General features: G+C 42.1%; 39 protein-coding genes and 1 pseudogene. 2 read left to right on the forward strand and 38 right to left on the reverse strand.

Annotated elements, in window-relative coordinates:
* Window positions 1-15: 15 nt before the first annotated feature.
* From ABZM97_RS15770 to ABZM97_RS15780, 3 genes are read right to left on the reverse strand one after another with little or no spacing between them, the layout of a single operon-like run.
* Window positions 16-246: a helix-turn-helix domain-containing protein gene (locus tag ABZM97_RS15770; protein WP_088111125.1), complete on the reverse strand. Its 231-nt coding sequence runs from the start codon at window positions 244-246 to the stop codon at window positions 16-18.
* The gene (locus ABZM97_RS15775; RefSeq protein WP_367386942.1) at window positions 224-466 is read right to left on the reverse strand and encodes a hypothetical protein; all 243 of its coding nucleotides are present in this window, start codon (window positions 464-466) and stop codon (window positions 224-226) included. The genes ABZM97_RS15770 and ABZM97_RS15775 overlap by 23 nt, the downstream gene beginning before the upstream one ends.
* A 30-nt stretch (window positions 467-496) precedes the next feature.
* Complete coding sequence (locus tag ABZM97_RS15780) at window positions 497-640, reverse strand: hypothetical protein (protein WP_010329784.1); 144 nt, start codon at window positions 638-640, stop codon at window positions 497-499.
* 149 nt (window positions 641-789) lie between these two features.
* Between ABZM97_RS15780 and ABZM97_RS15785 the strand changes: the two genes are divergently transcribed.
* Window positions 790-1,344: a DUF420 domain-containing protein gene (locus ABZM97_RS15785; protein ID WP_223251784.1), complete on the forward strand. Its 555-nt coding sequence runs from the start codon at window positions 790-792 to the stop codon at window positions 1,342-1,344.
* A 37-nt stretch (window positions 1,345-1,381) separates the two neighbouring features.
* Here the strand turns inward: ABZM97_RS15785 and ABZM97_RS15790 are convergent, their stop codons facing one another.
* The 31 genes and pseudogenes from ABZM97_RS15790 to ABZM97_RS15940 all read right to left on the reverse strand — a co-directional run bounded on the left by ABZM97_RS15790 (window position 1,382) and on the right by ABZM97_RS15940 (window position 23,925).
* Complete coding sequence (locus ABZM97_RS15790; RefSeq protein WP_106033988.1) at window positions 1,382-2,047, reverse strand: hypothetical protein; 666 nt, start codon at window positions 2,045-2,047, stop codon at window positions 1,382-1,384.
* Window positions 2,048-2,362: 315 nt separating this feature from the next.
* Window positions 2,363-3,184: an N-acetylmuramoyl-L-alanine amidase gene (locus ABZM97_RS15795; RefSeq protein ID WP_367386943.1), complete on the reverse strand. Its 822-nt coding sequence runs from the start codon at window positions 3,182-3,184 to the stop codon at window positions 2,363-2,365.
* Window positions 3,185-3,227: 43 nt separating this feature from the next.
* Entirely contained in the window at window positions 3,228-3,650 is a 423-nt protein-coding gene (locus ABZM97_RS15800; RefSeq protein ID WP_103803604.1) for a holin family protein, read from the reverse strand.
* A 52-nt stretch (window positions 3,651-3,702) separates the two neighbouring features.
* Window positions 3,703-3,960, reverse strand: a complete 258-nt coding sequence (locus ABZM97_RS15805; RefSeq protein WP_367386944.1) for a hypothetical protein — start codon at window positions 3,958-3,960, stop codon at window positions 3,703-3,705.
* Window positions 3,961-3,970: 10 nt separating this feature from the next.
* A complete protein-coding gene (locus tag ABZM97_RS15810) occupies window positions 3,971-4,141 on the reverse strand; it encodes a hypothetical protein (RefSeq protein WP_010329791.1) in 171 nt (56 codons plus the stop codon).
* A 15-nt stretch (window positions 4,142-4,156) separates the two neighbouring features.
* Window positions 4,157-4,279: a hypothetical protein gene (locus tag ABZM97_RS15815; protein ID WP_010329792.1), complete on the reverse strand. Its 123-nt coding sequence runs from the start codon at window positions 4,277-4,279 to the stop codon at window positions 4,157-4,159.
* Window positions 4,276-4,668, reverse strand: coding sequence for a hypothetical protein (locus ABZM97_RS15820; protein WP_367386945.1), 393 nt, complete (start codon window positions 4,666-4,668; stop codon window positions 4,276-4,278). Before ABZM97_RS15820 ends, ABZM97_RS15815 begins: the two co-directional genes overlap by 4 nt.
* Before the next feature lie 14 nt (window positions 4,669-4,682).
* Window positions 4,683-8,027, reverse strand: coding sequence for a phage tail spike protein (locus ABZM97_RS15825; RefSeq protein WP_367386946.1), 3,345 nt, complete (start codon window positions 8,025-8,027; stop codon window positions 4,683-4,685).
* Window positions 8,028-8,039: 12 nt separating this feature from the next.
* Entirely contained in the window at window positions 8,040-8,804 is a 765-nt protein-coding gene (locus tag ABZM97_RS15830; RefSeq protein WP_367386947.1) for a distal tail protein Dit, read from the reverse strand.
* Complete coding sequence (locus ABZM97_RS15835) at window positions 8,801-12,448, reverse strand: tail tape measure protein (RefSeq protein ID WP_367386948.1); 3,648 nt, start codon at window positions 12,446-12,448, stop codon at window positions 8,801-8,803. The genes ABZM97_RS15830 and ABZM97_RS15835 overlap by 4 nt, the downstream gene beginning before the upstream one ends.
* Window positions 12,449-12,452: 4 nt before the next feature.
* Complete coding sequence (locus tag ABZM97_RS15840; RefSeq protein WP_242519881.1) at window positions 12,453-12,788, reverse strand: hypothetical protein; 336 nt, start codon at window positions 12,786-12,788, stop codon at window positions 12,453-12,455.
* 20 nt (window positions 12,789-12,808) lie between these two features.
* The gene (locus ABZM97_RS15845) at window positions 12,809-13,321 is read right to left on the reverse strand and encodes a tail assembly chaperone (RefSeq protein WP_367386949.1); all 513 of its coding nucleotides are present in this window, start codon (window positions 13,319-13,321) and stop codon (window positions 12,809-12,811) included.
* A 54-nt stretch (window positions 13,322-13,375) separates the two neighbouring features.
* On the reverse strand, window positions 13,376-13,645 hold the full coding sequence (locus tag ABZM97_RS15850) for a fibronectin type III domain-containing protein (RefSeq protein ID WP_326303552.1): 270 nt from the start codon (window positions 13,643-13,645) through the stop codon (window positions 13,376-13,378).
* A complete protein-coding gene (locus tag ABZM97_RS15855; RefSeq protein ID WP_326303457.1) occupies window positions 13,635-13,925 on the reverse strand; it encodes a fibronectin type III domain-containing protein in 291 nt (96 codons plus the stop codon). The genes ABZM97_RS15850 and ABZM97_RS15855 overlap by 11 nt, the downstream gene beginning before the upstream one ends.
* On the reverse strand, window positions 13,891-14,415 hold the full coding sequence (locus ABZM97_RS15860; protein ID WP_367386950.1) for a phage major tail protein, TP901-1 family: 525 nt from the start codon (window positions 14,413-14,415) through the stop codon (window positions 13,891-13,893). Before ABZM97_RS15860 ends, ABZM97_RS15855 begins: the two co-directional genes overlap by 35 nt.
* Before the next feature lie 13 nt (window positions 14,416-14,428).
* Window positions 14,429-14,827 carry a DUF3168 domain-containing protein gene (locus tag ABZM97_RS15865; protein WP_061187161.1) on the reverse strand — a complete coding sequence of 133 codons (399 nt, stop codon included), beginning with the start codon at window positions 14,825-14,827 and terminating at the stop codon, window positions 14,429-14,431.
* An 18-nt stretch (window positions 14,828-14,845) separates the two neighbouring features.
* A complete protein-coding gene (locus ABZM97_RS15870) occupies window positions 14,846-15,262 on the reverse strand; it encodes an HK97 gp10 family phage protein (protein ID WP_367386951.1) in 417 nt (138 codons plus the stop codon).
* Window positions 15,249-15,593: a phage head closure protein gene (locus tag ABZM97_RS15875; RefSeq protein WP_367386952.1), complete on the reverse strand. Its 345-nt coding sequence runs from the start codon at window positions 15,591-15,593 to the stop codon at window positions 15,249-15,251. Before ABZM97_RS15875 ends, ABZM97_RS15870 begins: the two co-directional genes overlap by 14 nt.
* On the reverse strand, window positions 15,590-15,886 hold the full coding sequence (locus ABZM97_RS15880) for a phage head-tail connector protein (RefSeq protein ID WP_333560717.1): 297 nt from the start codon (window positions 15,884-15,886) through the stop codon (window positions 15,590-15,592). The genes ABZM97_RS15875 and ABZM97_RS15880 overlap by 4 nt, the downstream gene beginning before the upstream one ends.
* A 4-nt stretch (window positions 15,887-15,890) precedes the next feature.
* On the reverse strand, window positions 15,891-16,106 hold the full coding sequence (locus ABZM97_RS15885; protein WP_033884273.1) for a hypothetical protein: 216 nt from the start codon (window positions 16,104-16,106) through the stop codon (window positions 15,891-15,893).
* Window positions 16,107-16,119: 13 nt separating this feature from the next.
* Window positions 16,120-16,371 (reverse strand): annotated as a pseudogene (locus ABZM97_RS15890) (fibronectin type III domain-containing protein); the annotation flags it as partial.
* Window positions 16,367-17,347, reverse strand: coding sequence for a hypothetical protein (locus ABZM97_RS15895; RefSeq protein ID WP_033884274.1), 981 nt, complete (start codon window positions 17,345-17,347; stop codon window positions 16,367-16,369). The pseudogene ABZM97_RS15890 and the gene ABZM97_RS15895, both read right to left, overlap by 5 nt.
* Before the next feature lie 12 nt (window positions 17,348-17,359).
* Window positions 17,360-18,025: a phage scaffolding protein gene (locus ABZM97_RS15900; protein WP_333560719.1), complete on the reverse strand. Its 666-nt coding sequence runs from the start codon at window positions 18,023-18,025 to the stop codon at window positions 17,360-17,362.
* A gap of 148 nt (window positions 18,026-18,173) precedes the next feature.
* Window positions 18,174-18,419, reverse strand: coding sequence for a hypothetical protein (locus ABZM97_RS15905; protein ID WP_333560720.1), 246 nt, complete (start codon window positions 18,417-18,419; stop codon window positions 18,174-18,176).
* A 3-nt stretch (window positions 18,420-18,422) separates the two neighbouring features.
* Window positions 18,423-19,346, reverse strand: a complete 924-nt coding sequence (locus ABZM97_RS15910) for a phage minor head protein (protein WP_333560721.1) — start codon at window positions 19,344-19,346, stop codon at window positions 18,423-18,425.
* On the reverse strand, window positions 19,333-20,787 hold the full coding sequence (locus ABZM97_RS15915; RefSeq protein ID WP_367386953.1) for a phage portal protein: 1,455 nt from the start codon (window positions 20,785-20,787) through the stop codon (window positions 19,333-19,335). Before ABZM97_RS15915 ends, ABZM97_RS15910 begins: the two co-directional genes overlap by 14 nt.
* Window positions 20,788-20,809: 22 nt before the next feature.
* On the reverse strand, window positions 20,810-22,021 hold the full coding sequence (locus ABZM97_RS15920) for a PBSX family phage terminase large subunit (RefSeq protein WP_367386954.1): 1,212 nt from the start codon (window positions 22,019-22,021) through the stop codon (window positions 20,810-20,812).
* The gene (gene terS / locus ABZM97_RS15925) at window positions 22,011-22,724 is read right to left on the reverse strand and encodes a phage terminase small subunit (RefSeq protein WP_202328182.1); all 714 of its coding nucleotides are present in this window, start codon (window positions 22,722-22,724) and stop codon (window positions 22,011-22,013) included. The genes ABZM97_RS15920 and terS overlap by 11 nt, the downstream gene beginning before the upstream one ends.
* Window positions 22,725-22,891: 167 nt before the next feature.
* On the reverse strand, window positions 22,892-23,047 hold the full coding sequence (locus ABZM97_RS15930; protein WP_202328181.1) for a hypothetical protein: 156 nt from the start codon (window positions 23,045-23,047) through the stop codon (window positions 22,892-22,894).
* A gap of 271 nt (window positions 23,048-23,318) precedes the next feature.
* Entirely contained in the window at window positions 23,319-23,780 is a 462-nt protein-coding gene (locus ABZM97_RS15935) for a sigma-70 family RNA polymerase sigma factor (RefSeq protein ID WP_041850216.1), read from the reverse strand.
* A gap of 13 nt (window positions 23,781-23,793) precedes the next feature.
* Window positions 23,794-23,925, reverse strand: a complete 132-nt coding sequence (locus ABZM97_RS15940) for a hypothetical protein (RefSeq protein WP_367386955.1) — start codon at window positions 23,923-23,925, stop codon at window positions 23,794-23,796.
* 204 nt (window positions 23,926-24,129) lie between these two features.
* Here ABZM97_RS15940 and ABZM97_RS15945 point away from each other — a divergent pair, with 204 nt between their 5' ends.
* Window positions 24,130-24,495 carry a hypothetical protein gene (locus ABZM97_RS15945; protein WP_202328179.1) on the forward strand — a complete coding sequence of 122 codons (366 nt, stop codon included), beginning with the start codon at window positions 24,130-24,132 and terminating at the stop codon, window positions 24,493-24,495.
* Between the two features lie 283 nt (window positions 24,496-24,778).
* Here the strand turns inward: ABZM97_RS15945 and ABZM97_RS15950 are convergent, their stop codons facing one another.
* Genes ABZM97_RS15950 through ABZM97_RS15965 form a run of 4 tightly spaced genes read right to left on the reverse strand, consistent with a single transcriptional unit; the run spans window position 24,779 to window position 26,115 of the window.
* Window positions 24,779-24,955, reverse strand: a complete 177-nt coding sequence (locus ABZM97_RS15950; RefSeq protein WP_367386956.1) for a hypothetical protein — start codon at window positions 24,953-24,955, stop codon at window positions 24,779-24,781.
* Window positions 24,956-24,968: 13 nt separating this feature from the next.
* A complete protein-coding gene (locus ABZM97_RS15955; protein WP_367386957.1) occupies window positions 24,969-25,226 on the reverse strand; it encodes a hypothetical protein in 258 nt (85 codons plus the stop codon).
* Window positions 25,226-25,882 (reverse strand): dUTP diphosphatase, encoded by a 657-nt coding sequence (locus tag ABZM97_RS15960; protein WP_367386958.1) that lies wholly within the window; start codon window positions 25,880-25,882, stop codon window positions 25,226-25,228. The genes ABZM97_RS15955 and ABZM97_RS15960 overlap by 1 nt, the downstream gene beginning before the upstream one ends.
* The gene (locus ABZM97_RS15965) at window positions 25,879-26,115 is read right to left on the reverse strand and encodes a hypothetical protein (protein ID WP_367386959.1); all 237 of its coding nucleotides are present in this window, start codon (window positions 26,113-26,115) and stop codon (window positions 25,879-25,881) included. The genes ABZM97_RS15960 and ABZM97_RS15965 overlap by 4 nt, the downstream gene beginning before the upstream one ends.
* Window positions 26,116-26,273: the final 158 nt, after the last annotated feature.

Here is a 26,273-nt window from a genome sequence, read left to right on the forward strand (position 1 = left end):
ATCTCGAGTAGGGCTTCAGTCATCATACGGTCTGTACTTCTTCCGGCCGGCTTCTAATTCTTTTTTAAGGGCTTGTACATGTCCCAGCAAAAACAATGCGACTGTCCCAACCTTTTTAACCGGTTTGAGCTTTCCGGAAGTCACAAGGGTACTTAAACGCTGCCGAGTAATTCCAAGCAGCTCCCCCGCTTCCGCTGCAGTCAAAACTTCTTCCTGGATAAACTTAATTTTTTCGCTTTCTTTCATGTCGGCTTTCTCTCCACATCATAATGAATCCTTTTAGCAAGGTAATAACAACGGCTACCATCAATACAGTATGCGCAATCTTTCCAGACATACCCTCATCGGTCAGATCAATTGCAACGATTCCAGTAACCAAAATGAGCAAAACGGCAAAATCTCCTGTGCTGTACTGCTTAAAATATTTTTTCATATTATCGTGGACGTGATATAATGGTATGAGCAAGGGGATTTACTCCCCTTTGCTCACTGTGTATCAGCGCTTCTTGCTTACCCGGCGGGAGCGCTTTTTCTTTTTCTTGCTATGCTTTTCGCTTTCCTTCTGCCATATGTCGTAGATGTGTTTAATGATGGTCACGATACCAGCGATAGCAAGAATCCAGTTTCTCACCTCGTCCACTTCAGCACCTCCTTTCTATACTTTAATTATACAATACCTGTTTACCATCGTCAATAGGTATTGTGTAGAATAGGAATTAAGTTTTGTTTTTTTCATATAGAGCCCATTATGGAAAAAATCATGTTAATTTAGAGAGGGAGGTGAAAAATTTGAATAGAATAAAAACTCAAAGGCCCAAGGAGAACTCAAATTATACAAAAACAGTAATCACACTTTCACTTTTAGCTAATGTGGTTATATTGCTGTTATTTTTTTCGCCATTAGGTTATAAAGGAGAGGTTAATTTTAATATAACTATCTTTCCACGTATAAATGCTGTTCTAAATAGCTTTACGTTCATCTTTCTTATAGCAGCTTTAATTTTTATAAAAAAGCATAATATAAAACTACACAGAGCTTTCATATTTGCAGCATTTTCTTCAACAATATTATTTTTATTTTCATATTTAACTTACCACTTCTTATCTCAAGAGACCACTCATTATGGAGGAGAAGGGCTCGACAAATACTTTTACTACGTTATTTTAACTTCTCATAGTATTCTTGCGGGTATTGTTGTACCTTTAGCATTATTTTCATTAATATGGGGTTTAACAATGCAAACACAGAAACATCGAAAAATAGTACGTTGGACAATGCCTATTTGGCTGTATGTTAGTCTGACTGGTGTTTTAGTTTATTTATTAATTTCTCCATATTACTAGTGATTAAAAAAACGCTCCTATATAGGAGCGTCGTTTTTTAACCAAATAATTGTTCACACATATCTTTTGCCCCAGCCCAGCTTATTCCGCCAGTTACTGCTGCACATAATACACCACATGCAACTGCTCCCCAACCTCCAGTTACAGCTGTACAAGCAGCAATACAAGCAAATTTAGATCCTGTACCAAGAACTGCACCTACGATAGCACTACATAAACTTGATTGCTTAAAGTCAGCAGACTTTCCTGAGATAAAATTTTCATCTAATTTATTTCCGTCTTTATCAATTGTAACAGAGTATTTTGCTCCTGATTCTACGTTAATGACTTCAGCTTTCACAGTCTTATCATCTAGTTTTTCAACTTTTTGTTTTAAAGTTACAAATTTTTCGTTATTAACGTCAACAAAATACTGGTTATACTCAATCTTATCTTTGCTATCGCCCAGCTTTTCTGCAATAATTACAGCTTTGTCTTTATCATTTTCGACTACTGCAGCTCTTTCTTTATCCAAAGCTAAAGTGTTCACATTATTGTCTTTTAATATTTCAATAGTTTTATTTAGATCTTTTGTGGTAGGCGCTACCAAAGGATCTGTTTTCTCACAGGTTGGACACTTTTCCTCCGCTTGAACTATTGACGTACTTCCGAACATTAGTGTTATCATAGTAAATGTTAACACTACAGCTAAAAGCTTTTTCATAGAACATCCTCCTAATCGTTATTTACATACTATATTTTACCAGACATTCTACTATATTAAATGGGTTTATTTCACTAAATTGGAAGAGGTGTTTTGTCATGACCAAAAAATTCTCTAAATTAATAACAGTTGTTTTCGTAATAACTTTAGTAAGTCAAATTGTATTTTATTCTCTAAATAAAGACTTTGACTTTTTCTCTTGGAACTTTATCTCAACCTTTATAGTTTATTTTCTAGTTTTATTAGTTTTATCTTTTTTTACAATGAATTTTTACAACAAAAAAAAATAACTCCCTCTCATAGAGAGGGAGTTTTTTATTTCATTAAAGCTTCAAGTTTTGCTTTCGTAGCTGGTCCATAAATGCCGTCAGCTTTTAATCCATTCATTAGCTGGAACCGGCTGACGGCATCGGCGGTTTTCGGTCCGTAATAGCTATCGATCCCAAAGTTTTTGGCTTTTTTATCCGGATAGAAATGCAATGCAGCCAATGCTGTTTGAATCTGCTTAACGGCATCGCTGTGCATCAAAGGGCTCTTCACTTTGAAAATGCCGGAAGGTAGATTAAAGGATGATTTCTTTTTGCTTGAGCTTGGGTTTTTCACTGTCTTAGATGAAGTTGTTTTCTTGCTTGATGTTTTGCCGCCCAGCGCCTTCAATTCTTTTTCAATGGCAGATTTAACCTCATCCCATCTTCCCTCTGACAAAATACGGTGCGGACAATACTTTCCGCTCCAATCTTGGTGTTTCCGCACACGATCAATGCCCCATCCGCGTTCTTTAAGCAGTTGCGCCACAAACTTGATAGCCAACTTTTCAGCAGCCCTATATCGCGCGCCTCCTGACTTGCTGTAGCAGATTTCAACACCGATAGACTTACGGTTCCCGGTGCCGTTTGTACCGTCTCCAGTGTGCCATGCATTGCGATTGGTAGGGATGCCCTGTCTTACTTCTTTATCATCAACAGCAAAATGAAAGCTCGTTGAACTGGTATTTCCGGTCATGTAGCTGACCTCGTTAGCAGCTGACGCATCATTCGCTGTATTGTGGATGGTAATGTATTCAGCGTCCAAATAATTCGGGCATTTTAAAGCGTATTTTGATGATGATACAAGGCTCTTTTTAACTGCGATTGTCATAATTATTCTCTCCTTTATTTTTGATATAGAAAAAGCCGCTGGATTATCCAGCAGCCTGTTCATCTTTTTTTGTTGTTTGTTCGTTTTCTTCTTCAATTACATGAAGTCGGTCCGTAATCGCAGCTGGAATCTTAACGCCGATCTGTGCCAGGTTCTCCGTAATGGAAAGCCCTTCATTGGCGATATAAAAAAGAACGGTTCCAAATGTGAGAACACCGTTCAGGTTGAGAATTGTATCGATAATGTTTGCCACAATAACCACCAAAAAGCTGAGCATCTTCCGGACGTAACCGAACCAAGCGCTCCGGCTCCGCAGCTTCTTAAATTTCCATGCCTTGATTACGCCTGTTATGACGTCAATAATGCTGAGAACCAGTAACAAATCGAGATATTTCACACCTCCGAACAGGTATATTCTCGCTAAATCCAACGTTTCAAAATTGATAAACACAGTCGTTTCCTCCATTTCGTTTGATCACCTCCTTAGAGGCAAAATAAAAAAGCCGCTTCTCCGCCGCTTATTTTTTCTGATGATTTATTTTTACTGGACCTTTCAAGTTGTTCAGGTTCTTTTCTAATTTCTCAAGGTGTTCCTTCAGATGCTGAATTTCTTGATCTTTTTCCGCTAAAAGCTGTTTGTCTTTTTCAATCATGTACTGGTATGTCATGATTATATCTTCAGCATTCATCCAGTTTTGGCGATAACCTGCCGCTTTTCTTTCGAATAGCTCCACTTTCGTTTCTAAATCCATTTCGTTTGATTTCTTTTCTTCCATATTGATTCTCCTATTCTGTTTGGTCTGGATAAGCGTTTCCGCGCTCAAGAGATGTTATTTCGTCAAATTCAGCTTGTGTAATTCGTCCTGTTTGAACGTGAGTTTTTAGCTCAATGGTTAGAACAGTCCCATTCTTCCAACAATCCTCAAAAAAGTTGTAAAACACACTCCGTTTTTCCATCGAATCTCTCCGATCTTAAGGCTGGTTTACCATTAAAACATTACACATTCTTTGTAAATCTAATATTTGCTCTTTCATCTGCTCTTCAGTAGTCTTCGCGTCATTTTGATGGGGAATGTCGATTGGCTCCAGTTTCATTGTTCCAACTCCTTTTGATGATTATAAAATATTGCATCTTTTTCTCCATTTGGATAGACGGTAACACTTAGGATATTTTTCATTAAGAGAGAATCTTCGTTACTCTCAATAAAATCATAATTATAGCCGTCTTGGTCAGCAATCCTCCGAAAAAGTTTATACTCCATTTTGCGAGTCTCTTTAACAAGATAAATGTGAAGGCCGTAAGCGACATCCCTTTCCGAATCAGGCATAACGTCAAATTCAACGACATCCATTTGAAAGGGTTCATCAAATCCAACCTCGTTATTAAGGCAGGAAGAAAGAGTGTATCCATTCTCATTCTCTGTTACTTTCAATCCTTCGATATATGAATATCTACGCGGGTGTAAATCAATAGTTTTAATCACTTATTTTATTCCCCTTATACTTTTTCATATAACACAAGTAGGCGAACTTTAACATCAAGACCCGCCACGTCAGCAGCGCCCGTCCCCCTTACATATAGCGTGAATCCTTTTGATGTTTGGTTTTCCACCCCAGCTGTTACATTACTTGTTTTCGGTCCGTAGGGTTGTGCGAAAACACCGAAAATATTTTCAACATTGTCATAGTTATCAGCTTCGATGAAATCTACATGTACACTGCCGTAAGAATGAGATCCTGTGCTCTGTGACAAAATTACATTTCTTTCTGTAACAGCCAAGCATAGATTGTTTTGCAACTCCCCATGTATGTCCATCACTAACTTCGAGACACTGCCCCCCATTATTTTTATAGGGTCAGAAAGTGACTCATCCCCGGCTATAATTGTTGATTTTTTTGTCAACTCTACGGGTGCACCCTCGAAAACAGTTCGCTTTTTCGATTTCATACGTATCCCACCACCGACAACCGTTTCAAAGTTTAGAGGTTGTAAACTTAATAACGTAGAACTTCCAGAAATGACTGCTCTGTTCGTAAAATTAGCGTTGTACTGATCGTTGACATCTATACCTTTTCGGTACCCCTCTAACGTAAAAATGTCTTTTGGAACGTTTGCTGTCGTAGTATTCGTTATGACAATTTTACCCGCTCCATAACCATATGTCGTGAAATCTCCGTACATTTCAACAACCGCCAAATCATTCACGTTGTTATATTCTCCTGCACCCTTAACAGAAACTTTGCCATCGCTAATTGAAACACTTCGATATACTTCTTTCCCGCTCCCGTCTTGATAATCTACACCGGATTCTTGATAAAGAAGGGAGGAATTTATTTCCGTCGCAGTGTAGTCTGCATATGTGCCACTAGCTGTTGATCTTTTATATTGGTAAAGCTTTTCCCCATCAAAATAAGAATCGAAGTTGTTATTTGTGTTCAACGCTTGGAATTTACCGCCCTTTATCAATGAACCTGTAATATTAATCGAGTTGATTGTCCCTGACGTGATTTTATCCGCGGACAAATCTTTTATTTTGGCGCTTGTAATAGCGGCGTCAGCTATATGAACAGTGTCAATGATTGCTTCTTGTAAGTGCGCTCGTGCAATTGCCGCGTTTTGAATAGCCGCCGTACCTATGGCGGCTTCTGCCACTTTTGCGCTTGTGATGGCCGCATCCGCAATAATGGCAGATGTAACAGAACCGTCAGTGAGTTGTGTGTCGTATGGGCTGAATCCGAAAGGCATTCTTACGTTTCCTCTTCTAATCTGCACTTTTCTTATTGTGAAGTTAGCGCTATCTGTGAGATTTTGTGTTCTCCCTCCTAGACAAACGCGCCCATCAGTTAGAGTTGCTGGGGAAACAAAAGGAAGATCGAACCTTACAAATTCATCAGCAGGATAACTCGACAAATCGGTGAAGTTGTTCGTTAAATTGTACTGCGTGTCACTTTTCGACCTGACCTGTATATATGAAAAGTCATTCAATGTTTCTCGTTTCAACTCAAATGATAAAGTGTATGTTTCGCCTTTCGTTAATTTAAGTGAGTTTCTACCACCTGTAGTAAATCCGAATGACGTGTATTCTGTTGTATCTTTCGTCACGGATAACTCATTGAAACCATTTACCTCATTGACACTTACTCTGGAATCAACCCTTAAAATGTCGCTTAAACGTAATAGCGATCCCGGCAAAATGTTAGCTTCTTCAAAATTTCGGGAAATGGCGTCCGCTGTTACAGCTAAATTTGCCAGCTTGTCCGCTGTGATTGCGCCGAAAAGGATGTCATCAGTCATAATCCGCTGGGTTTTTGCTGAAAACTCGGCTGTAAATTCGCTTGCTTTGCCGTGATAGTTAACAGCCCTAAGGCGATAGTACCAAACGTTATCAACGCCAGCGTTTTCATGCAGGAAACCACTCTGCTTTCCTCGCCATAGCCGGTTTTCGATAGACGGGGTAAACCCTGTCGTTTGCGATCCATAAACCTCATATGCAGCAATATAAGAAGAAGGGTCATAGTCCCAAGTGATGCTAGTACCTGAAAAAAGCCCCTTAACAGTTACGTTAGAAGGGACTTTCGGGATAATGTCAGGGAAACTTCCGTCTGTGACTTCGCCAACGTCTGGCTTCCTCTCCCAAGTACCACGATTTTTGTCGAGTATACTCTCTATCTGATTAATCCGATCATCACCTTGGAGCACTGATAAAAACTGCCCTATTTCCACAACACAGGTATTGTCCGGGTCTGTTATGTCATATTCCATTGAAATAATGCGCTGTGACGTTTCTATCGGAATAGCAAAGTTTCGGTCTATGGCAATTGTCGTATCGCCCAGCTCAACGTGCTCATGCTCATAACCTGGTACATTCTGAAGCAATTGAACTGATAGCTCATAATTCACCTCAGTTTTTGATGCTGTTGTAATGAGATGGTTGTATGTGGCTTTTAAAAGCTCCGCTGGATCAGGTATATCTTCATTGTTGTATTGCCCTTCTCTGTGGATCAATTCACCGTTTTTAAGGCGCCCCAGCCTTTTTAATAGATCCGGATCGCCAACCCATTCCTGCCCCAGTGGTTTATCCACAGGATCACCTTTTGATTTCTTCCACTCTACTTCTGCGAAGTCAATAAACCGCGAATAACCGCCCGTCTCCTCACCGTCTTCGTCTGTTGAGGCAATAGAGGCGCCATATCCCCACAGCGCTGTCAATGGGTAGCTGATGACAGTCCTTTTGATATTCTCTGTATCTTTATCTATCTCAAAGCGTTTCCCGCTGTCTTTTCCTCGTCGTGGCAATATCTTGATAATTCTCTTTGTGATCTTATTTCCATCAAACTCGACAGAATCCTGAAGCTCGCCACCCCATATGTTTATCACTTCAGCAATACATTCCAAAGCTGTTTTCTTATAAAACGTGTTGGAGTTTGTACCGAGTTCAGCGCTTACCTCCGCCACCCACCGAGAACGAGCGAGCACATTGTCCAGAACATATTGTGCTGTTTTGTCAGTTGGCCGGAAGTCTTTCACAAACGTTTCCGTCAACTCCATCATGGCAGCTTCACATGTTACAAGGGTGTTGACCTCTGAATTCTCATCTGTATCATCAAGCTCTTTGATCACAAACAATCGGAGAATGCCGTCTTTATCTCTAAAGACAACCTGATTCTCTTCAAACAAATAGCGCGCATCAGGATGGGAAGCATCTGCTACAAAAGAAAAAGAAGAGCCTTTATTCAGCTCTTCTTTGTATTTAGCATCCCAAAATCTGCACGCTTCTTGTCCGTCGCTGGACAGCACTGCCAGCACTTGATCATCTGGTGAAAGAATATACATGTCAGCCATTAACGGACCTCCTTACAAATAAGCCTCATCGAATTTGATGCGGCTTGCGTGGCTTAACTTCAATTGGGTTGGTACTTTTGGTGGCAGTGTGAACCACTCAGATTGTATTTGCAGAGCAGTCATGATCAATTTACCGCTGCATGTCACTTTTCTTTTTGATGAATCAACAATGAGAGTGTCGCCGGCGATGAAGTTGTAAACGACTTTTATTGTCTTAGAAACAGATCCATCACCATTTAAAATAGCCACCTCATATGAAGTGGCTGCCTCTTTAAAAACACATTCGATTTTTGGTTCAATCTCCGCATAACCCGGATTTGTGAAAACCTGCACCCCGGCATTTAGTTCAGATTCCGCAGCCGCTCCATACTTTTTAGGATCAGGGCAGATAAAAGTAAGCGTAGCCTGTTGAAAGCCGTCCTTCTCTTCGCCCTCAGATACGCTCTCAAAAATTGCATAATAGATTCTGTCAGGCTCATCATGGAAAATGAGTGGTTTCGGCTCCTCCGCATGCAAAATATAAGTCAATTCTTCTTGCTTCTTCTTCAATTCCTCTTCACTACTGAAAGCAAAAAGAACATCTATAGTAATCGTTCTTATCGGTAGTCTGGTCCCTCGAAAGAAACCGCCTGGACGGTTCCCGATTGTGGCTGTATTTACCTCTCGGCTCATTACTCCCCGCCCAGTGGTTGATTTCACATAAAAGAAGGGTGAAATATCGATCCCATTGAATGTGATTTTCCACTGGTTGGGCAAAATCTCCTGATAGTTGATCAATTAATTCTCACCCTCCTTGCATTTGATCTTCTTTGTGCGTCTGTCACAGGCTTCTCTACGCCCTGCCCGACTTTCTTGCTGTCCATTTCAATGACGATAGTTCTTTCAGGGAGTTCAAGGTTTTTAACATCTGCACTCAGTTCTTTTCTGACAGTGCCGAGGTCGCTTCTAGATATGGATGTATCATAAGCAAGATTCATATCTTTCTGTTCGATATACATCGCATCACCGATTGTACTTATTGCATTCTGAACAGCATTGATCCCATACTGTATCCCCGCTGCTATATTAGTAGAAACCGTATTGCCTATATCGAAGCTTTGAAGAGTAGTCTTCTTTTCTATCGTCTGAAGCATCTTGCTGTAAGTATCTACAGCAGTGTTTTGAGCTTCAAAACTAATCATCGTGCTATTTACTTTGTTGTTTACTTCCACCGCAGCCGCTCTCTGTGCAACCTTGGCCGCACTGGCCGCAGCCGATTTTACTTTAGTTTGTGATTTATCAATACCAGCCGCCATACCGGTGCCGACGTGATAACCGACCTGATCGCGCATAACCCTTGATGGAGAATGAATTCCAAGAAGTTTTTTCATGCCGTTAGGGATTGCATTTGCCATAGCTTTCACTTTGCTGGCTAATGCCCCTGCCATACCGCCGATACCATTTATTAGACCTTGGATAATGTTACGGCCGATCGATTTCAGGTTGATTCCTTTGAAAAAGCTCACAACACTGTTCCAAATGCTTTTAATACGAGATTTGACGCTGTTCATGATGTTGGAAATAGCATTTTTCATTGCGTTAAAGCTATTCTTAGCCGTTGACGTCAAAGCTTTCCAAACGGCCGTCACAGCTGATTTAATCGCATTCCAGATCGTCTTCCACATGTTCTTTTGAGCATTTAGCCATGAAGTAAAGAATGACTTCAATCCATTCCAGATTGACTTTCCGGCGGAAACTAAACCTCTCCAAACCGCGGATACAGTTGACTTCACAGCATTCCAAATTGTAGACCATATCTTTTTTTGGAAATTTAGCCAAGCCGTAAAGAAAGTTTTCAAACCGTTCCAGACAGTTTTTCCAGTGCTTATAATCCCCTTCCAGATGGAAGATAACGCCGACTTTATGCCATTCCATATTCTTGTTGCAGCAGACTTAATCGCATTCCAAACGGTCATGACGACCTTTTTTTGCAATTCGAAGTTTGCCTTTATAAGCGTGACAAGAGCCGACCATACTTTTGATGCTGCATTCTTAATCCCTGTCCAAGCAGAAGAAAGCCACTTAGAAACAACACCCCAGACTTTGATTGTATAAGCCTTGATCTTGTCCCAGTTCGCAATGATGAGGACAACCAAAGCCACTACAGCCGCTGTGATCCATCCAATAGGCCCCATAGCAACGACCCAAGATGCCGCCATTCTCGCCGCGTTTGCAGCCGCCTGAGCCGCAAGAATGACAAGACGTTTTCCGAATGCAATCATTTGTGTGATTCCAGCTGCCAACATAGATGCAAATGAGCTTATTTGAGCCGCTGTCCATGCTGCTGCCATTCTCGCTGCCTGCGCAACAGATTGAGCAGCCATGACAACCATCTGTTTGATCCAAAGGCCCATCTGAACTATTCCAGTTTTAAGAGTAGTCACAAAAGAGCTTATTTTCATGATTGTCCATGCTGTTGCTGTTCGTGTTGCCTGTGCAATTGACTGCGCCGCCATAACAGTCATATTCTTGATCCACAGACCCATTTGAACTATGCCGCTCTTTAGGGAAGATACAAGGGCAGATATTTTCATCGCTGTCCAAGATGCTGCCATTTTTACGCCATTTGCTGTGGCTTGAGCAGCCATGACCGTGTATTTTGCGATGAATTTACCGACCCAGATTATTCCGGTTTTCAGCTGAGATACCATTCGAGCGAGTGTAAATCCTTCGGTACCAGTGACAAACGTTCTTACCCACTTAGCCGCGGTAACAAAGTCTTTTAACCCGTTTGTGACTGCACTAACTGCGGCAATCGCAGGCACTATTGCTCTTAATGCTCCAAGTAATGAAATGCCCACCGCAATGAATTGCCCAATAGCAGGGTTAGCTTGCATCGCAGCATTAGTGAATTTTAAAAATCCGTTTACAGTTTGCAAGATGGATTGCCCTAACGGAGCCATACCAACGAGCAAATTGATTATTGTTTTGGCGATTTCACCAATCGTACTCCAAACAGTCGGACCGTTCGTTTTGATGTAGTCAATAAACGATTGAAATTCTTTTGTTTTCGTGACGCTGCCGGCCCATTCATTAAACCTCTGAGTCATGTTGACAAGGGATGTCATCATGTCCTGAGACATCGGGGCAAAACCGGTAAATAACTTTGTCAGACCGCCTGATAAGTTCCCGATGATCTGCAGCAGTTTAGGACCGTTTGTTTTGACATATTCAATAAACGTTTGGAACTTCTTTGAAGAACCTAAATTAGCTGACCACTTCACCCATGAAGCCGTGGCCTTTTCCAAACTGGCCGACATGTCGTTCCCAAGAGGACCAAAAGCAACAATCAGATTCATAACTGTTCGCAATACGTTTCCGGCTATTTTCCCAAACGTCACAAAAGCCTGGCCTGCATTTTTATTCATGAAACCAATGAAACGTTTCATGTCTGCATCTTTAAATGCTGCATTCATACTTTTAGCCAGTGTAACGCCGCCATTCGCCACGCTTTTGAACATAGGTCTTAAACTATTCAGAACACCTTTGAACGTTGTCAGCGAGCTTGTGAACGTTTTTAGGATAGGCTTCTGAACAGATTCGGAAATGCTCTTCCAGTTCGTTTTGAAATCTTCTAATGTTGCAAGCGCCTTTTTCTCTTCTTTTCCAAGAGACTGCTGAATGCCCTTGATCTTCTCCATGATTTTAGCGCGCTCTTTGGCGTCAGTGGTTTCATCCAGTTTTTCTTGAAGCTTTTTCAAGTCTTCAGAAGCTTTGAAAACACCACCTAGTGAAGATACCGCCAGTGCCCCAAATGCAGCAGCTCCTGTCCCTGCTGTCGCAAACGCACTACCAAGCCCCATAACACCACCAGCTGCCACACCAAGCATCGGGCCCAGTGATCCTATGGCTCCAGTAATACTGGCAAGAACCGGAGAAATCGCAGGCAATGCAGATGTGAAAGCGCCCGCAAGTGAATGGCCTATGACAGTAGAAACGGAGTTAGTGATTTTCGCCAGACGATTCATAGAGTTTTCGAAGCGATCAGTACGGGCTTCTATGAAGATCCATACTCTGTTTGGTAAGGATCTAGTCTCAGTTTGAGCTGCAGCTACTGACCTCGTTAAATCTGATGAATCGCCGTTGATATTGGTTGTAACCCGGTTGGGCAACGAGGCAATCTCAGCCCTTGCTGCTGAAACGGCCCTTTGTACGGGGTCAGCGTCTGCGTCTAAATCGACTCGGGTTCTTTCGTGTCGATGAATAAAGTTGTCGATCTGCTGTTCTGCCTGTCTAACTCTTGCTTGGAAGCTTGCGGTTTCTGCTTCAACTTCAACTGTATGGGTATCAGCCATACGCCGCATCATGTCATTGACTCGATCCATACTCCTGTTGAACCTCTGCGTCTGAGCTTCTACAACAGCAGTAAGCCTCTCGATCATGCCCTCACCCCTTTTCTTTTGATTGTCTTCCGAAGTAAGAACGTACAGCGTCGTTTAACATCTGCACGCCTTTAGCTCTCGGACCAAGCTTATTTATGTCTGATTCACGCCATTTGTTTTCCTCGCTTGTCAGAGAACGCTCAAGCTCTCTGCGCGCTTTTCTGGCGTCAAACATCTTTGACTCTTTTGGTCTCTTTTCGTTTAGTGCATAGCGATGAAACATAGCATTTCTCGCCAACTTTTCCATCTCGTCAATTTCACGGAGTTTGGCTGCTTTTAACTTTCGTTTATACTCATTTGGAGTCCATGACATAATGACATCGTTATCATAGACACCCATCCAACGAGCTGCATTTTCAATTACTTGGAGATAGTCGATCCCGTCTTCTCTTTGTACGCTTCTTCCATCGTCTTTAGCATGTCCTTGTTCATTTCGTCTTCCTCCAGACGCTTCGCTTCCATTTCCGGAGTCTCGTTCGGGCTGACCTTCTTCGGTTTCGACAGCTTGTTCATCATCTTCCATTGCTGACGGATCTTTCCTTTGAAAAAACCCGCTGAATCCAGTGTGTTAAAAGCTTCTTTCACCATCTCATCAACGGCGTTTCCAGTTTCATCTTCTTCAATGATCTTGGCGATTGCGTCTTCAATTTGCTCGACAGATGGTTTGCCTTTTTTCAAGTGAGCCAGCGCGCAATCCCAAAATGCAGAAAGGTAAACAGCGTCATCGTTCAGCAAACTGTTGTAAATCGTTAATGTGCCGCCTGATTTGTCACCGTTTTTATCTTCTTTCGCATATTTCTCGTTTGCTGTTCTATCGAATGCAAAATCACAGCGTGCAGCATAATCTTTTCCGTCAATTGTTAAGTGAGCCATATATAAAACCTCCAAAATTTTTATATTAAAAGGAGCCCTGCAACGGCCGGGCTCCTATGCTTCTTCTTTATTTGTGCGAATCGTGAATTTCTCTGACCAAGCCGATTCCCCGGCGGCATTTACCGCGGATACATTGAAAATGTATGAACTATCGGGTTTAAGAGTCGGGTTGGAGAGATATGAGTTCGTCGTGACAGTTGCTATCTTTGCGTAGTATCTGTAAATGTTGTACGAGGTCGCCCCTTTTACCGCGTCCCACTTGAATCCCACTTGATTAGAAGTGACACTTGTCGTGGTTATATTACGGGGTATATCAGGGCGCAGTCGCTTGAGTTCTCGTAATAATCTCTGTCATTGGTGATTCCCCAGCATCGTTAACCGCAGAGACATTGACCGTCAGCTGGGTATCTGCCGCAATGTCTGTCAATGTGTGGGATGTGCCTGTTACAGTAGCATCAAGCTTCTTTTCCGCTCCTCTATACACTTTGTATGACGTTGCCCCATCTACCGCATCCCAATTCACAGTCACGCTGTCAGCAGTAGCCGTGAACGATAGATTTTGGGGCGCCTTAGGGTGTAGTTGTTGTTTTACCGTTCTCGCCAAACTGCATGAATTTCTTCGCACCCGCAGAAGACCTGATCTGGTCAATTAATTCTTGAGGCAGAGGATCAAGTTCTCCTTTCCGAGTCTTACCGAGAACAGGCAAGGTTGTTGAAACCTCAATAAACCCATCTTGTGGAGCGCTTTTCTCTAAACTCTCAATGATTGCATGTCCATATTCTGAATCATGCTTTTCGTTTTCGTTCTTATTCAGGTTTACTTTCCATACCTGAACTGTTTCTTCGTTATCATAAGCATCTTCAATTGCTGTTTGGCCCGGATCATTGACAGCAGCATAATATGTCAGTTCAATGTTCTCGGATTTAGGTCCATAACCAACGATTCGGCCAGACTTAGTTGATTCATCTTTTGTGTCTTGTTCTTTCGTATGACTGCCTTCTGTTTGGAAAGCGATAAATAGGCCTTCAGTTGAAGTAGCATTCATCGGTTGAACAAAGTAAACCTCATCAATACCATTCAATAAATCTGCCATTTCCTCCATCCTCTCAATTGTTTATTGTGTATCGCATCCTGAGAATGCCGTGTCTGGTGTATCCGTCAATGTCGGTGATCACCTGCATACCGCGCATCTCAGAACGGCATAAAGAAAAGCCCTCTATTTCTAGGGGCTCTCTCGTTATTGCTTGCAGCATCAAATCAAGGATCTGCATCGCTTCTTTTTTACCGTTGTAGTCGCTCCAGCAATGGAGAACAACATTGATGATTTCACCTTTAGACGTTTTTGTTTCAAATGGCGAAACGTCATCATCGCCTGTTGTCACATATGGCTTTTTCTGATCTTTCGAGACTGCATCAAGCACACCAGTGACGCGTGCATTCAGCTCTTCATCAGTTGATAGCCTTTGAAATATAGCCATTTGCAACGGCCACATGGCTGACCGCATAATGACAGCCCCTTTCTATCACATTTGACTGGCGAAGTAACGCATACCTTCCTCAATAGACGGATTCCAGAACGGCTGGGCCCGCATGCCTCGTGTCATAACCCATCGGTTAAGCTTGGTGTCAAAATAGACCCAAGGAGTCTGCCGGCCGCCCCCATCCTCCGCATAGATTCCGGTTCCGTATTCGACATAAATTGCATAATCAGCACCAACAGAAATAACGGCCGTTAAGCCGCCGTCACGATAATCGATTTCTATTGAATTTTTCAAGTTCCCGCCGTCGATCATGGCCGTTGGAGCATTTAAAACAGCGTTGCTGTAAATCAGCTCGGCCGTGTCAGTTACAATCCGTTTAGCTTCCTCAATCACATTGTTCCTGAACTCTTCAGTCGCTCGGCGCATTTGCCTGACCCATCTACCGCTAACTCTTGCCATCAGACTCCAGCACCCCCGATACCTGGCATTTCAGATTCAAGACTTCATGCATGCCGCCTTGATCAATTGGCTCTGATTTGAGAATGAGGATCTTGTTTTCGTAAATGATCCTCATTGTTTTCTCGATATCAGTCCGATAAGGGAAATACACATTGCATTCAACCGGGTTTTGCAGCTGCTGAGCCTGATAATATTCCCGGGAACTGACGCCACTGACTAATGCTTCTGTTGTGATGTAGTCAACGTAACCTTCTTCATAACCACCGCCACCGTCCGGCACCTTACCCATCCGCTGAAACGTGATTTCGTGGGGAAACTCTTCAGCAATCATCGAAATGCCTTTCTGTATGGATACAGATTTTTCACGATGTATTGAGGGAATTCTGTGTTATATGAATATGACACATCCCCCATACTCCTCCCGGACAGGCTGGACGGCGTCATGTTATATTCAGTTGCTTTTGCGACAAATATTTTTACGCCCGCAGGCAGCGCCCCTGGCTCAAAATTATTTTTACAAAAGTCGCTTGCGTACTCAATTAAAATAGGGACAACCTCAGATAAATAATCGTCATGTTTATCAGTGGTTATCCCTATCATTCGTTTTACTTGTTGGATGTCCATCGGATCACCCTTTCAGTTTGGTTAACAGTGTATCGCGCTTCATGTTGAAATAGCCGGGTATGCCCCGATCTTTTGCAATCTCTTTCAATTGATCATCAGATAGTGTTTCAAAATCAATACTTTCTTGGCCTTCTTGTTTGTCAGTTGATTCGGCAGTTTGTTGAACTGCTTTTCTAGCTTTCAACTCCTGTTCAAGAAGCCAAAATGTAGTCGCTCCCATTAGAAACTCTCCTTTACGCCTGTGTACGGGTAACAATCTCAGACATTGCTGATTCCCCGCTATTATTGACAGCCGTCACATTGATTGTAAGTTGAGTATCAGGACTCATTCCGGTTGTTGTGTAAACCGGTTGGGTTACGCTCTTATCGAACGTTTTATTTGACCCTCTATAGATGTTGTATGAAGTAGCCCCAGCTACGGGATTCCATTCAACCGTTATAGAATCAGTTGTACTTGTGTACCGTAGGTTTTGGGGCGCATTAGGGCGCTGGTGTTACAACTGGAAGTGAATCATCAACAATAATGGACTTTTGAAGGTATGTTCCAAAACCTACATCAGCCCTGTTGTTAGGAATGAACTCAATCAAGTTTTGTTTCTGTAAATTTGTATGCGTTACTGAATGCATTGCAATTGAAGTGAATTTCCCTTTAGCATCCCCGAGTAATTGAGCTGCATCAAGAATCACTTCACCGCTTAATTTTGAATTAGCTGCTGCTTCTGGTCCTTCATTGGAAATGATCTTCACAATTCGGACTTTCTTTTTGTCATAAACACGTTCATAGTTCTTTGCGCTTGCCAATTCTTTGAATGTAGGCATTTCGGCAGCAACATCAGCTTCGGTCCATTTGAAACCACGAGGATGCATAATGAACTTCTTACGATTGATCAAAATGTCCTCACCTTTTAGTGAGTTTCGATCTGTTTCGGTTGGTGTTTTCGGCATACCTGGGGCATAACCAACGGCACCTCCAGCAAATAGGTAAGTTGTGTACTTTTTCCCGTCACCACTCGAAATATCTAATACAAGATCGCCATCATTATTAGTGATGTTGCTACCAAAGACACCATCCAACATAAGGAAGATCATTTTTTGAAACTGTCTTTCCCAATAGTAATTGACACGATCCCCAATTGCTCTCATTGGATCTGATCCTGCAAGCTCTCCCGCTAAATCTTCTGCGCTCCAAGCCTTACCATATTCGAATACCCGAGCAACGTCTTTCCCTGATGTGATTTTTTCTGGAGTCAATGCAAAGTTTGATTGAATCGCCTCTGGATCTCCTTCAAGATCGTTCCAAAAAGGCATATTGACTGTATCACCACCACTTGGAACGATTAAGCCCGGTACAGGCTGAATAATTCCACTTCGATATACCGCTGTTTGTTCAACAGTATTGTTCATTGTGTATTGGTTAAAAATTTCCGGGATGATAACATCCTGAACTCTAGTTACTGTCATTTAAATTCTCCTTTATAATCCGTAGTTTGCAGGATTTCCGCCTGCTTGGATAATTAATTGTTTTGCTTGTTCTGGGTTATTTCTTAGAATTTGGCCTTGTTCAGTCAAGTTCATATGTTCTTTACTGAAAGGGTTATTCCCAGCCGGAGACACAGCTCCTGCTCCTTGAGAACTATGAGGTTGTCTTCCTGCAAGCTTTGGCGGTTGTTCCTCACTCTCCTCAAAAAGATAACTGTCGCTTTCTTTAAGAGCGTTCAACTGCTCTTCCAGACCAATGACCTTTCCGTCAGCTAACTTCAAACTGTCAAGGTTTAAATTGGCTTTAACAGCCTTGATATTTTTTGACTTCGCATCACGCAAAGCTGATTCAACAGCGAAATCAAAAGCCTGTTGATCTAATTTTTGCTGATACTCCTCAGCAGTTTTTTTGTTGTCTTCTTGCAGTTGTTCAATTGCAGCTTGAAGCTCCTCATTGCCTTTTGCCTGCTTCTGCAAAGTAGATAATTGTTGATCGCGCTCATCCAGCTGCGCTTTCAAGTCCTTCTTTTCACTGTTTACTGCGTCAAAACGTTCTTTCGGAAACCATTGTCCGTTACTGACGATATCAATCTTTTGATCTCCGACTTTATCCATGACCTGAGCATACAGATCATCACCAAGCAATTCTTTTAAACTCATTTCAACCTCTCCTTTAATGTTTTTTTGCGTGTCCACCTCACGCACAGGATTTGCGCTTAGTTTGGCTCCAAGCCTTTAGAATGAGCAAATGAGCCTTTTTACGTCATGCTCAGGACAAAATAAAAAGCTGACACATATGTAACCAGCTTTAAACTTCACTTGTATCGTTTTCAAAATTCGAGATTTTGACGGTTCTAATCTCGGCAGAATTTAAATCTCCTTGCGGAAAAGGAATTTTGACTCTGAAGGTGTATTCAGCATTTAAAAATTTTCCGTCATCCTCTTTTTCTTCGAATCTTTGAGAATTCACTGAGACTAATCGCCCTTCTTTGATGGCTTCTTTAATCGTCTTGAGAAGCAAATCAGCTATCGCTTCGTCGGAAACATTGCCCATTTATCATTTCTCCTTCTCCTCAATGGATTTGTACCACTCCTCATAGGTTTGGTATGGGATAGTCTCGCCAGCACCATTGCCGCGCTTACGGGCCCTTCTTGTATCCGGCAGCACGCCGTTTACTTTGAAAGCAATCGTACAACGGCAGTTAATATCATCCTTGGCATTATTCATGTGCCCTGGAGCCGGTCCGACGCCGCCATATATTGATTTGAATAGCCCGTTTCGTTCAACAGTCTTGCCATCTAGCTTCCTATGGCCCGAACGAGTTTTCAGATCAAGAGTTGCATTCCACATCTTTTCGAGTTTGCTCTTTTTAGAAGCCTGCTCAGCGCTTTTCATCCTCGCCGAGACTTGTACCCTATGAGTCTCTGTTCTCGCCACGTCACGAGCCTTTCTGCGGGCAAATTCGGTCGTTTGCTCAATCCGCCGGGCAATCTTCGAGTAATCTTCACCAGCTTGAATGCCTTGAGCAATTGAAATCTGTATTTGCCGGACGTAGTCATCTCTGTGGCGCTTATATAAGGCTGAGAGAGTCAATTCAGCTATCGGGTTTAATATGGCCTGCTTGATTACTTCGACGGTAGGAATGCTGAAGCCTAAGTCAACCGCAGCTTCCATCTCGTACAAATAGGCAGAGCGCATGTAACTCTCAAGGAATTGTTTAGCCGCCAAAGCCTCAACGATTGTGAGGATGGTTTTGAATGCCTTACTGGATTCCTCAGTCATGCGCTCCATTTCTTTTTTGAATCGGTTGTATTTATTCATATCAGCCATGGAAAGCTGACCATCTCTGCTGTATTTCGCATAAAGAGCCGCGATTTGTTGATTGATCTCTTTCAGACGTTGAGCAAAAACAACATCAATCTTTTTCGCGTCCTCAGTAATCATGTCATCCAGGTACTTATCAATATCATTCTGGTTCATCTTCATCACCGCCCGTATCGGTAGGGATCTCTCTCAACGGCGGCATACTTTTCCTGTACTCCACTTCCTCATCTTTTATCCTCTTCAGCTCAGCTTCTACATCATCAACCCAAGGATGGTGCGCCAATCGTGTTTCTTTGCTTATATCAGTGCTCTGACTGCCCATTTGCACCTCTTCAAGCTCGTTTGTCATACGTGAGCGATTGAATGTCATTTGCAAAAGAGTGGGATCGTATTCACCTTGACCAGTCATTTTTAGGTATTCTGTGAAAAACCAAAAAAAGGCGTGCAGTGCCGGCCGGAATTTCCGTTCAGCTTCATTCGCCTTTAGATCAAGTAATGAATATAAGTTTTTAATCGCAACGTTTGTAGGAGAATTCCCAACTTTATCGGGATTGTTGTTTACCCCCTGACCGAACCGGTAAATGTTTTCTTCCAACCGATCAAGGTGTGTGTTCGCGCTATCAATTGGAATTTCAGCAGTTTTCATATTGAAGCCGCCACCCTCGCCAACAGCAACCGCTTTATAATGACGAAGGTTGGTCATGAACTCCGATAGATCGTCACCTGAATAATTTATTAATTCAAAGATGATGTCCTGCATTTCATCAAACGTATTAGCGTTATTTGAAATATTCCCGTTGTAAGCATCGATCAAGTCCTTATAAAAGATTAGGTCACTTACGCCCTCTTCATTATTCTTGAACTCGATCATCGGCACCTTACCCCAGCCATAGCCATTGCCTTGTTTATCATAAAAATGGCTTTCCGGATTGTTTTCATAAGCAAAGTCTTGAACTAAGGCCCCGTTATACTCGACATAGTAAAAAATCTGTTCATCTGTGTACAATTCCACTTTACGAGTGAACTCATCATCAATGTTTTTCACATCATAATATCTGATTGCATAAAGAAGTTTCCGTTTTTTAGTAGTATCATAGACAGGTATAACCTCTTCAGCAGGTATGCGGATGAAGTCAAACTCACCTTCTTCGTCTACAAACGGATGCAGCCATTCTCGCCCTTTGTTACTAGCGTTCTTCAGCAATTCTTGTATGCAATCGTCAAAATCCTCGTTAACAAAGTCATTTACGAGCTGCAAGAATTTGGAGTCATCAGCATTAAAGGTGATTGGCTTCCCAACCAGATACTGCACCTTTTGTTGGACCAACAGTTTGTGCCAGCTATGGGAAATGCGATTATTGGGTTTTTCAGTGTCTATTTTGCGTACGCCATCCTCATAGAAATAGCGCAGTCTTTTTTTTATGTCTGCCTGATTCAAATAATATGCAACGCCCTCTAACATCCGGTCACGCTCTAATTTGTGTTTATCAATCATCTTCTGAATGACAGTGGTGTCCGGAAGAGTATCGGATGTTTCCGCGCTGTCCTGAATGATTTTCAATAGCTCTTCTGTATGTGTTGGTGTCATCGGATACAATAGATTTCAGCTCCTTTCTTTTTTACATTGTCAATGCCCTTACGCCTGATGGTTTACCGTTCGTATATATTGCATAACGAACTGAGTCCAGAACATCATCCCATTCCTTAACCGGTTCGCCTGTCTTCTGATTCCAAACATACATGAAAATCTCTTTTTTGAACCGATCAACTTTATCCTCAACGACTAAAAGCTGATCTTGCTTGAACAGCTGGGCCACTTTCTCTATACCGGATACAACAGCTTTATCAGCATTTTGAGCCCGGAGTTTTTCTCTTCGGAACCGCTGAACGTGTTCAGGTCGAGCCGTATCACAGTAGAAATTAATGTTGCCGTATCGTTCTTTGATGTCCTTTGCTACCTTTACCCAGTAGTCAATCTCTTCGTGCCGCTTGCAATGTTCTTCGAGCAAATAAAAACACCCTTGGTCATCTTGTCCGATTACGACAATAGAACCCGGGTGATCATATCCCCAGTCAACACCAGCAAAGTATTTAGTGAAGTTGACTTGTCTATTTTCCATCTCTTTAGAACTGATATAGTGCTTGTCTTTGTTGAAATCTTTGTATATTACGCCTTCTGGAGCAACCCAATAGCCGTAAATATCCCTGTCCGTAAACATGCCGCTCGGTGTTGAAGCAACAATACTTTCGACATACTCAGGATCAAGAAAGTTGTTATCAAACAATGAGAAGTGAAAAGACCGGATATTCAGCCGGCCGTTTTTCAGCCGCTGACCGTCTTTGTCTATATAATCCGTTTTGACAGTGTGCATAGGGTTTTCAGGGTTTGTATCCATCATGACCATTGCACCTTTATAGGAGCAACGAGAAATGACTTCTTTCACGAATGAATCATGCAGGGCCGTCGCTTCGTTTAAGAATGCACCAGCTGATGTGAAGCCCCGCGCCTTTTTCCACGAGTCTGCATTTGCACCATCAAAGCAATAAACGCGGTTACCGAATATTTCAACGGCATTCGACTTGTCGAGCCTCAATTCTTTACCCAGAATCAATTCCATATCGTTCAAGACATTTCGTTTTATGGCAGCCTGAGTTGCCCCGCCAATGATAAAAGAAAGCCCCATGTTTTGATACTTGCTGATATGCCCGAGGAACGTCAAAAGGAGCACGAATGTTTTCCCTGCCCTTTTCGCCCCGCTACATATTAAGATTTTCGGCTGCTCTTCAATAAAGCTATTCCATACCTCTTGTTGCTTGGAGTTAAGTTCCATGAGGTTTCACCATCTTCCGCAGCATGGCAGCAACTTCATTTTCTTGAGAGTTTCCGTTATCACCGTCAATATCTTTCTTCGCCTTCTCGATATTCAAGCGCATTTGCTCCAATTTAAGGCGCCGTTCATCTTGTTCATGGGCCAGCTGATCAAATTGCTTTATCAAGCTCCGGAGCTCACCCATTGCCCGAGACTGAGCGTTCAGGAATGTTGCATGACGATCCCAAGCGAATTGGAACTCCCATTCTTGCTCATCACCAAACGCACCCGGCTTCTCTTTTTTCAAAACTTTGGTCATGTCATCCTTATCCTGCACGAACATAATGCGCTGCGCCCGGAGAATAGCTGCATATTGAATCTGTATCTGATCCCATATCATATCGGCAGGCGAACGTTCCTGAATCTCTTCCATGATTTCAAGCGTCTCTTCTGGCAAGAATTTAGAGAAAAAGCCGTGAGTCACAGCATTTTGATTCCTCTGTGGTGCGCCGCCGTTATTCCCGACTGCATTTTTGTTGCCCGGTTGCCCGCCTTTTTTTGTGTGCACCCTTTTTTCAGAGGGTGCACCCTTTTTCCTTTCCCAACCATGCCGCTGTTTCCATGATTTAATGGTGTTCACTGACACTCCGTATTTTTCGGCAAGGTCCTTGTATTTCATGCCTTTGACGTAATCCTTATACGCCTGAATGTGCTTTTCGGTCATCTACATTCACCGCCGCCCCCTTCTGATTCGTGTTGTTTTGGAAAAGATATTCCCTCTAAACCACCACCGTGCTCAAGCCGTTAACCGCCAATTGTCTATCCTGAGACTTACCGGAAGCAGTTTACAGGGAACAAAAAAAGCACCCCGTAGGATGCTCTTTCGCTAATTTATTTCATTGTATAGAAGCTTTTTTGCTCTTCTTCTTTTTGCCCTCTTGGCGTTTTCGGAGAGATTGTCTCCACTTTTGAAGATATAATACCGACTGTTACTGTTACTAATGCACCGATTAATGCTACGACTATAAGTATTATGAAATATGACAAATTTCCCCCTCCTATTCAGATAATTATCCAAATAGTCAGGAATTTGTCTATGATTTGCAGAATTTGTCGAACGAAACTGTTGAATAAAACTATAATTTGTTAGGAATATTAATGTGTAAGCAACAAAGACCGTTGCTGTATTAACGCCCTAATTCACTATGTAAGACCTCCCAGTTGAGTTGATCCTCGCTTACCACTGGGAGGTTTTACTCATTATATGAAATTGGTGGTGACGCAGGAATAATCCGCCGCGCCGATCCTGCCTCCCATTTTACACCGCCGATTTAAACGAGTTCAAATATTGCAGAAAGTTGGCTTCTTTGACTTTATTGACGATGTTGCCGATTATGGCTGTTTTGATCTTTCTGATGGTATCCCGGGAGCAATCAAGGTGGTTTGCGATAGCAGTGTAGCTCATGCCCTCCATCATGCAATCATAAACGATACGGTGCTTTTCTTCTTCGATGTGTTCCATGGCGTTGTCCAGGTAATGCACAATAGATTCATATTTGTGAAGCCGTCTTTCTCTTCGGTCCATCTGTCGCAATTCTGCCTGACTGACGCCTGCTGATCCCCTTGGCATGCCCGCTTCATCCCCGTATGTTGCAGTGAGCTTTGTGCTAATAAAGTCTACTTTGTTCAACACACGGTTGAGCCTTTTGATCTCCCGGAGCATGAATTTATAATCACGAATCCATTCCTCAATCTCCCATGCAATCATTTGATCTGTCATATTAATTCCTCCTTTACTTTCTGCGTTTATAAGCGCCGCCTTTGCCACGTCTGAGTGTTTGCACGTTCGTGTTCATCATTGATTGCCAGAAACGATCTGATCGCTCCTGTTGCTTCTGTGATGGTTTCTTTTTGGACTGTTTCATGTCTCATCACTCCTTTCACCGTTTGTAATCGCGATAGGCATCCAGATAGTTGCGAAATAAAAAACGGACACCAAACAAACAGCGATAATGCTGTAAGTTCAGTGTCCGCAGGCTTTCCGTCTTGGACTTCTTTTTTAATTTTGAATAATTTAACTCATTAATACAGAAAATACATATGATTTTTTTTTAAAAGGAGCATCAATTATGGCACTTACAAATGACTTCATTATTTATTTGTATATCAAAGGTAACGCTTTTGTTGATAGATATCATATAACTGTTAATGGTGAGGAAAAAACTAGAATGTTCCCTGCTAAGATTTCTCAGACCTGCCACGAAGACGACACCTTTGATAAATGTTATTGCAGACGAGATTATGTTGAAATTTTCAAAGTACCTCCGCATCATGTAGCGTTTAACTATGCTGTTACTGCAACTGATCCCCTTGGTGGGTTACACAAAACTAATGCAATACCTATAGATCCGTCTCATTATTCAAAAAGGGCTTTTATTAAAGTTAACATCGTTCCAATTGATGATGGTAACTTTACATTAAAAGAATCAGACTAAGACTACCTCCGAGTAGGAAAACGAGTTTTCAAGCCGCCTCACATTGCATGAAAGTGAAAACCGGACACTGAATTTACATCATTAGGATATTTGTTCAGTGTCCGCAGGCTTTCCGTCTCGGACTTATTCAGTTAAAGCAGCACGTATGTAGCAATGGTGCCGATAATAGATGTGATACATATTGCTGTTAAGTGATTCCGTAGCTGTGAATCCTTATCCTCGCCTATAACTCCCATAAGAGAGATAACCATAACCAGCAAGAGAACTATTTTTAAGGCTATTATCACTTGTCTTCCCTCTTCTCTATATACTTATCAATATCTTTAAAGTGAGCCGCAGCCGTGAATGAAATGATTGCCCCGATCAAAGCAAGGTTTGCTTTCATGTCCGGCCTGTAATCGTGTTGGAAATATATCCAGAATCCGCATCCCATTAGCAAAAACAGTATCCTGAGTATCATAGGTTGCTCTCCATCACTCCGCGCCCTCCTTCACGACATATCCATCAAAAATAGCATTTCTAAAATCTATAGAACTCATATCGTTCAGGGATTGAAATATCCCCTCCCATGGTTTGGTGTCCCCACGTTTCACACGACAATGTTCAAAAACGAATAGACTGTATAATCGCTCCCCACGTTTTAATCCCTGTGCCTCATAGCACTTTATCCCTTCACGTATCGCCCGTGCCTGTTCCTCCGTGATTTCAACCTTATTACTTGTGTGGTTCATCAATACCCCTCCTGCTGCCGCTTATGATTGACGGCGTTTTTCTCCATGTAAGCAGCTTCGATCTGTTCCCATTTAAAGCCGAGCTTGTTGCCTAATTCAAAGAACGTTGTAAACAAGCTGATATATGTCCGCTTTTCTACATTGCTGAAATGGAACCCATAAGCAATGGATAACAAGCAGGAGAATGTTTTTGCTGTGTCAAACCCTTTGTCAGATATTAAATGCTGCACGACTACAGCATCTATGGTGTCAGTGTCATTCCAGCCAAGCCGGTTCCCAATGCTCAAGATAAAATGCAGGCAGTCCACGTATTCCTCAAGCAATGGATTCGATTCACCTATCTTTCCACTACCGTTACAGTCCTGGCATTTTGAATAAGGTTCAGCTCCACGACCTTCCAGCAAGCTATCTAAATTCATTTGATAATTTTCATCGCCAGTACCTTCGCATGTTGGGCAAAAATGCTCTATTTTCGTCCGTGGCTCCCGGTCATTACTCCAATGCTTAAAGCCGCGCCATTCATTCGCACACTCGGCCAGCTCCACTTGTAAAGCAAGAATGAGGTTTGGCAACAAGTCCTGACCTTCCAGCCCCTTTTCTTTGATGATCCGTTCATCAAGCACCTTTTGCATTTCGAACATTTTTTGTAGATTCATTGTCCGCTCTCCTTTGCTTTAACCTTGTACCGTGTTTTACAATCCTTGCTAACTTGTTTCAATTCAGCAGTGAAACAGTCTAGACAAATATTTTCTTGTTTTCGGTGATCACCAGTGTTTTGTTTTAGCTGTTTAATATCTGATCGAAAAGCAAACCTTAAAGGCTTTTCAAAGATAGGCGAAGTATTTTCATGAGTATCCAATCCACATGTTTCACAGCATAATTTATTCACGCTATTTCCTCCTCGACGCCCATGTTGCAGCCGCATTTCGGGCAGCATGCATCTGGGCGGATTTATATATTTAAACTAAGTTCACAAATTATTAACAAAAATTACCTTGGATATTTTTTCATTTCATGTAATAATACAGTTGTATTAAAAACAAAGGA

Source organism: Bacillus vallismortis (genome assembly GCF_040784915.1).
Taxonomy (GTDB): Bacteria; Bacillota; Bacilli; order Bacillales; family Bacillaceae; genus Bacillus; species Bacillus subtilis_G.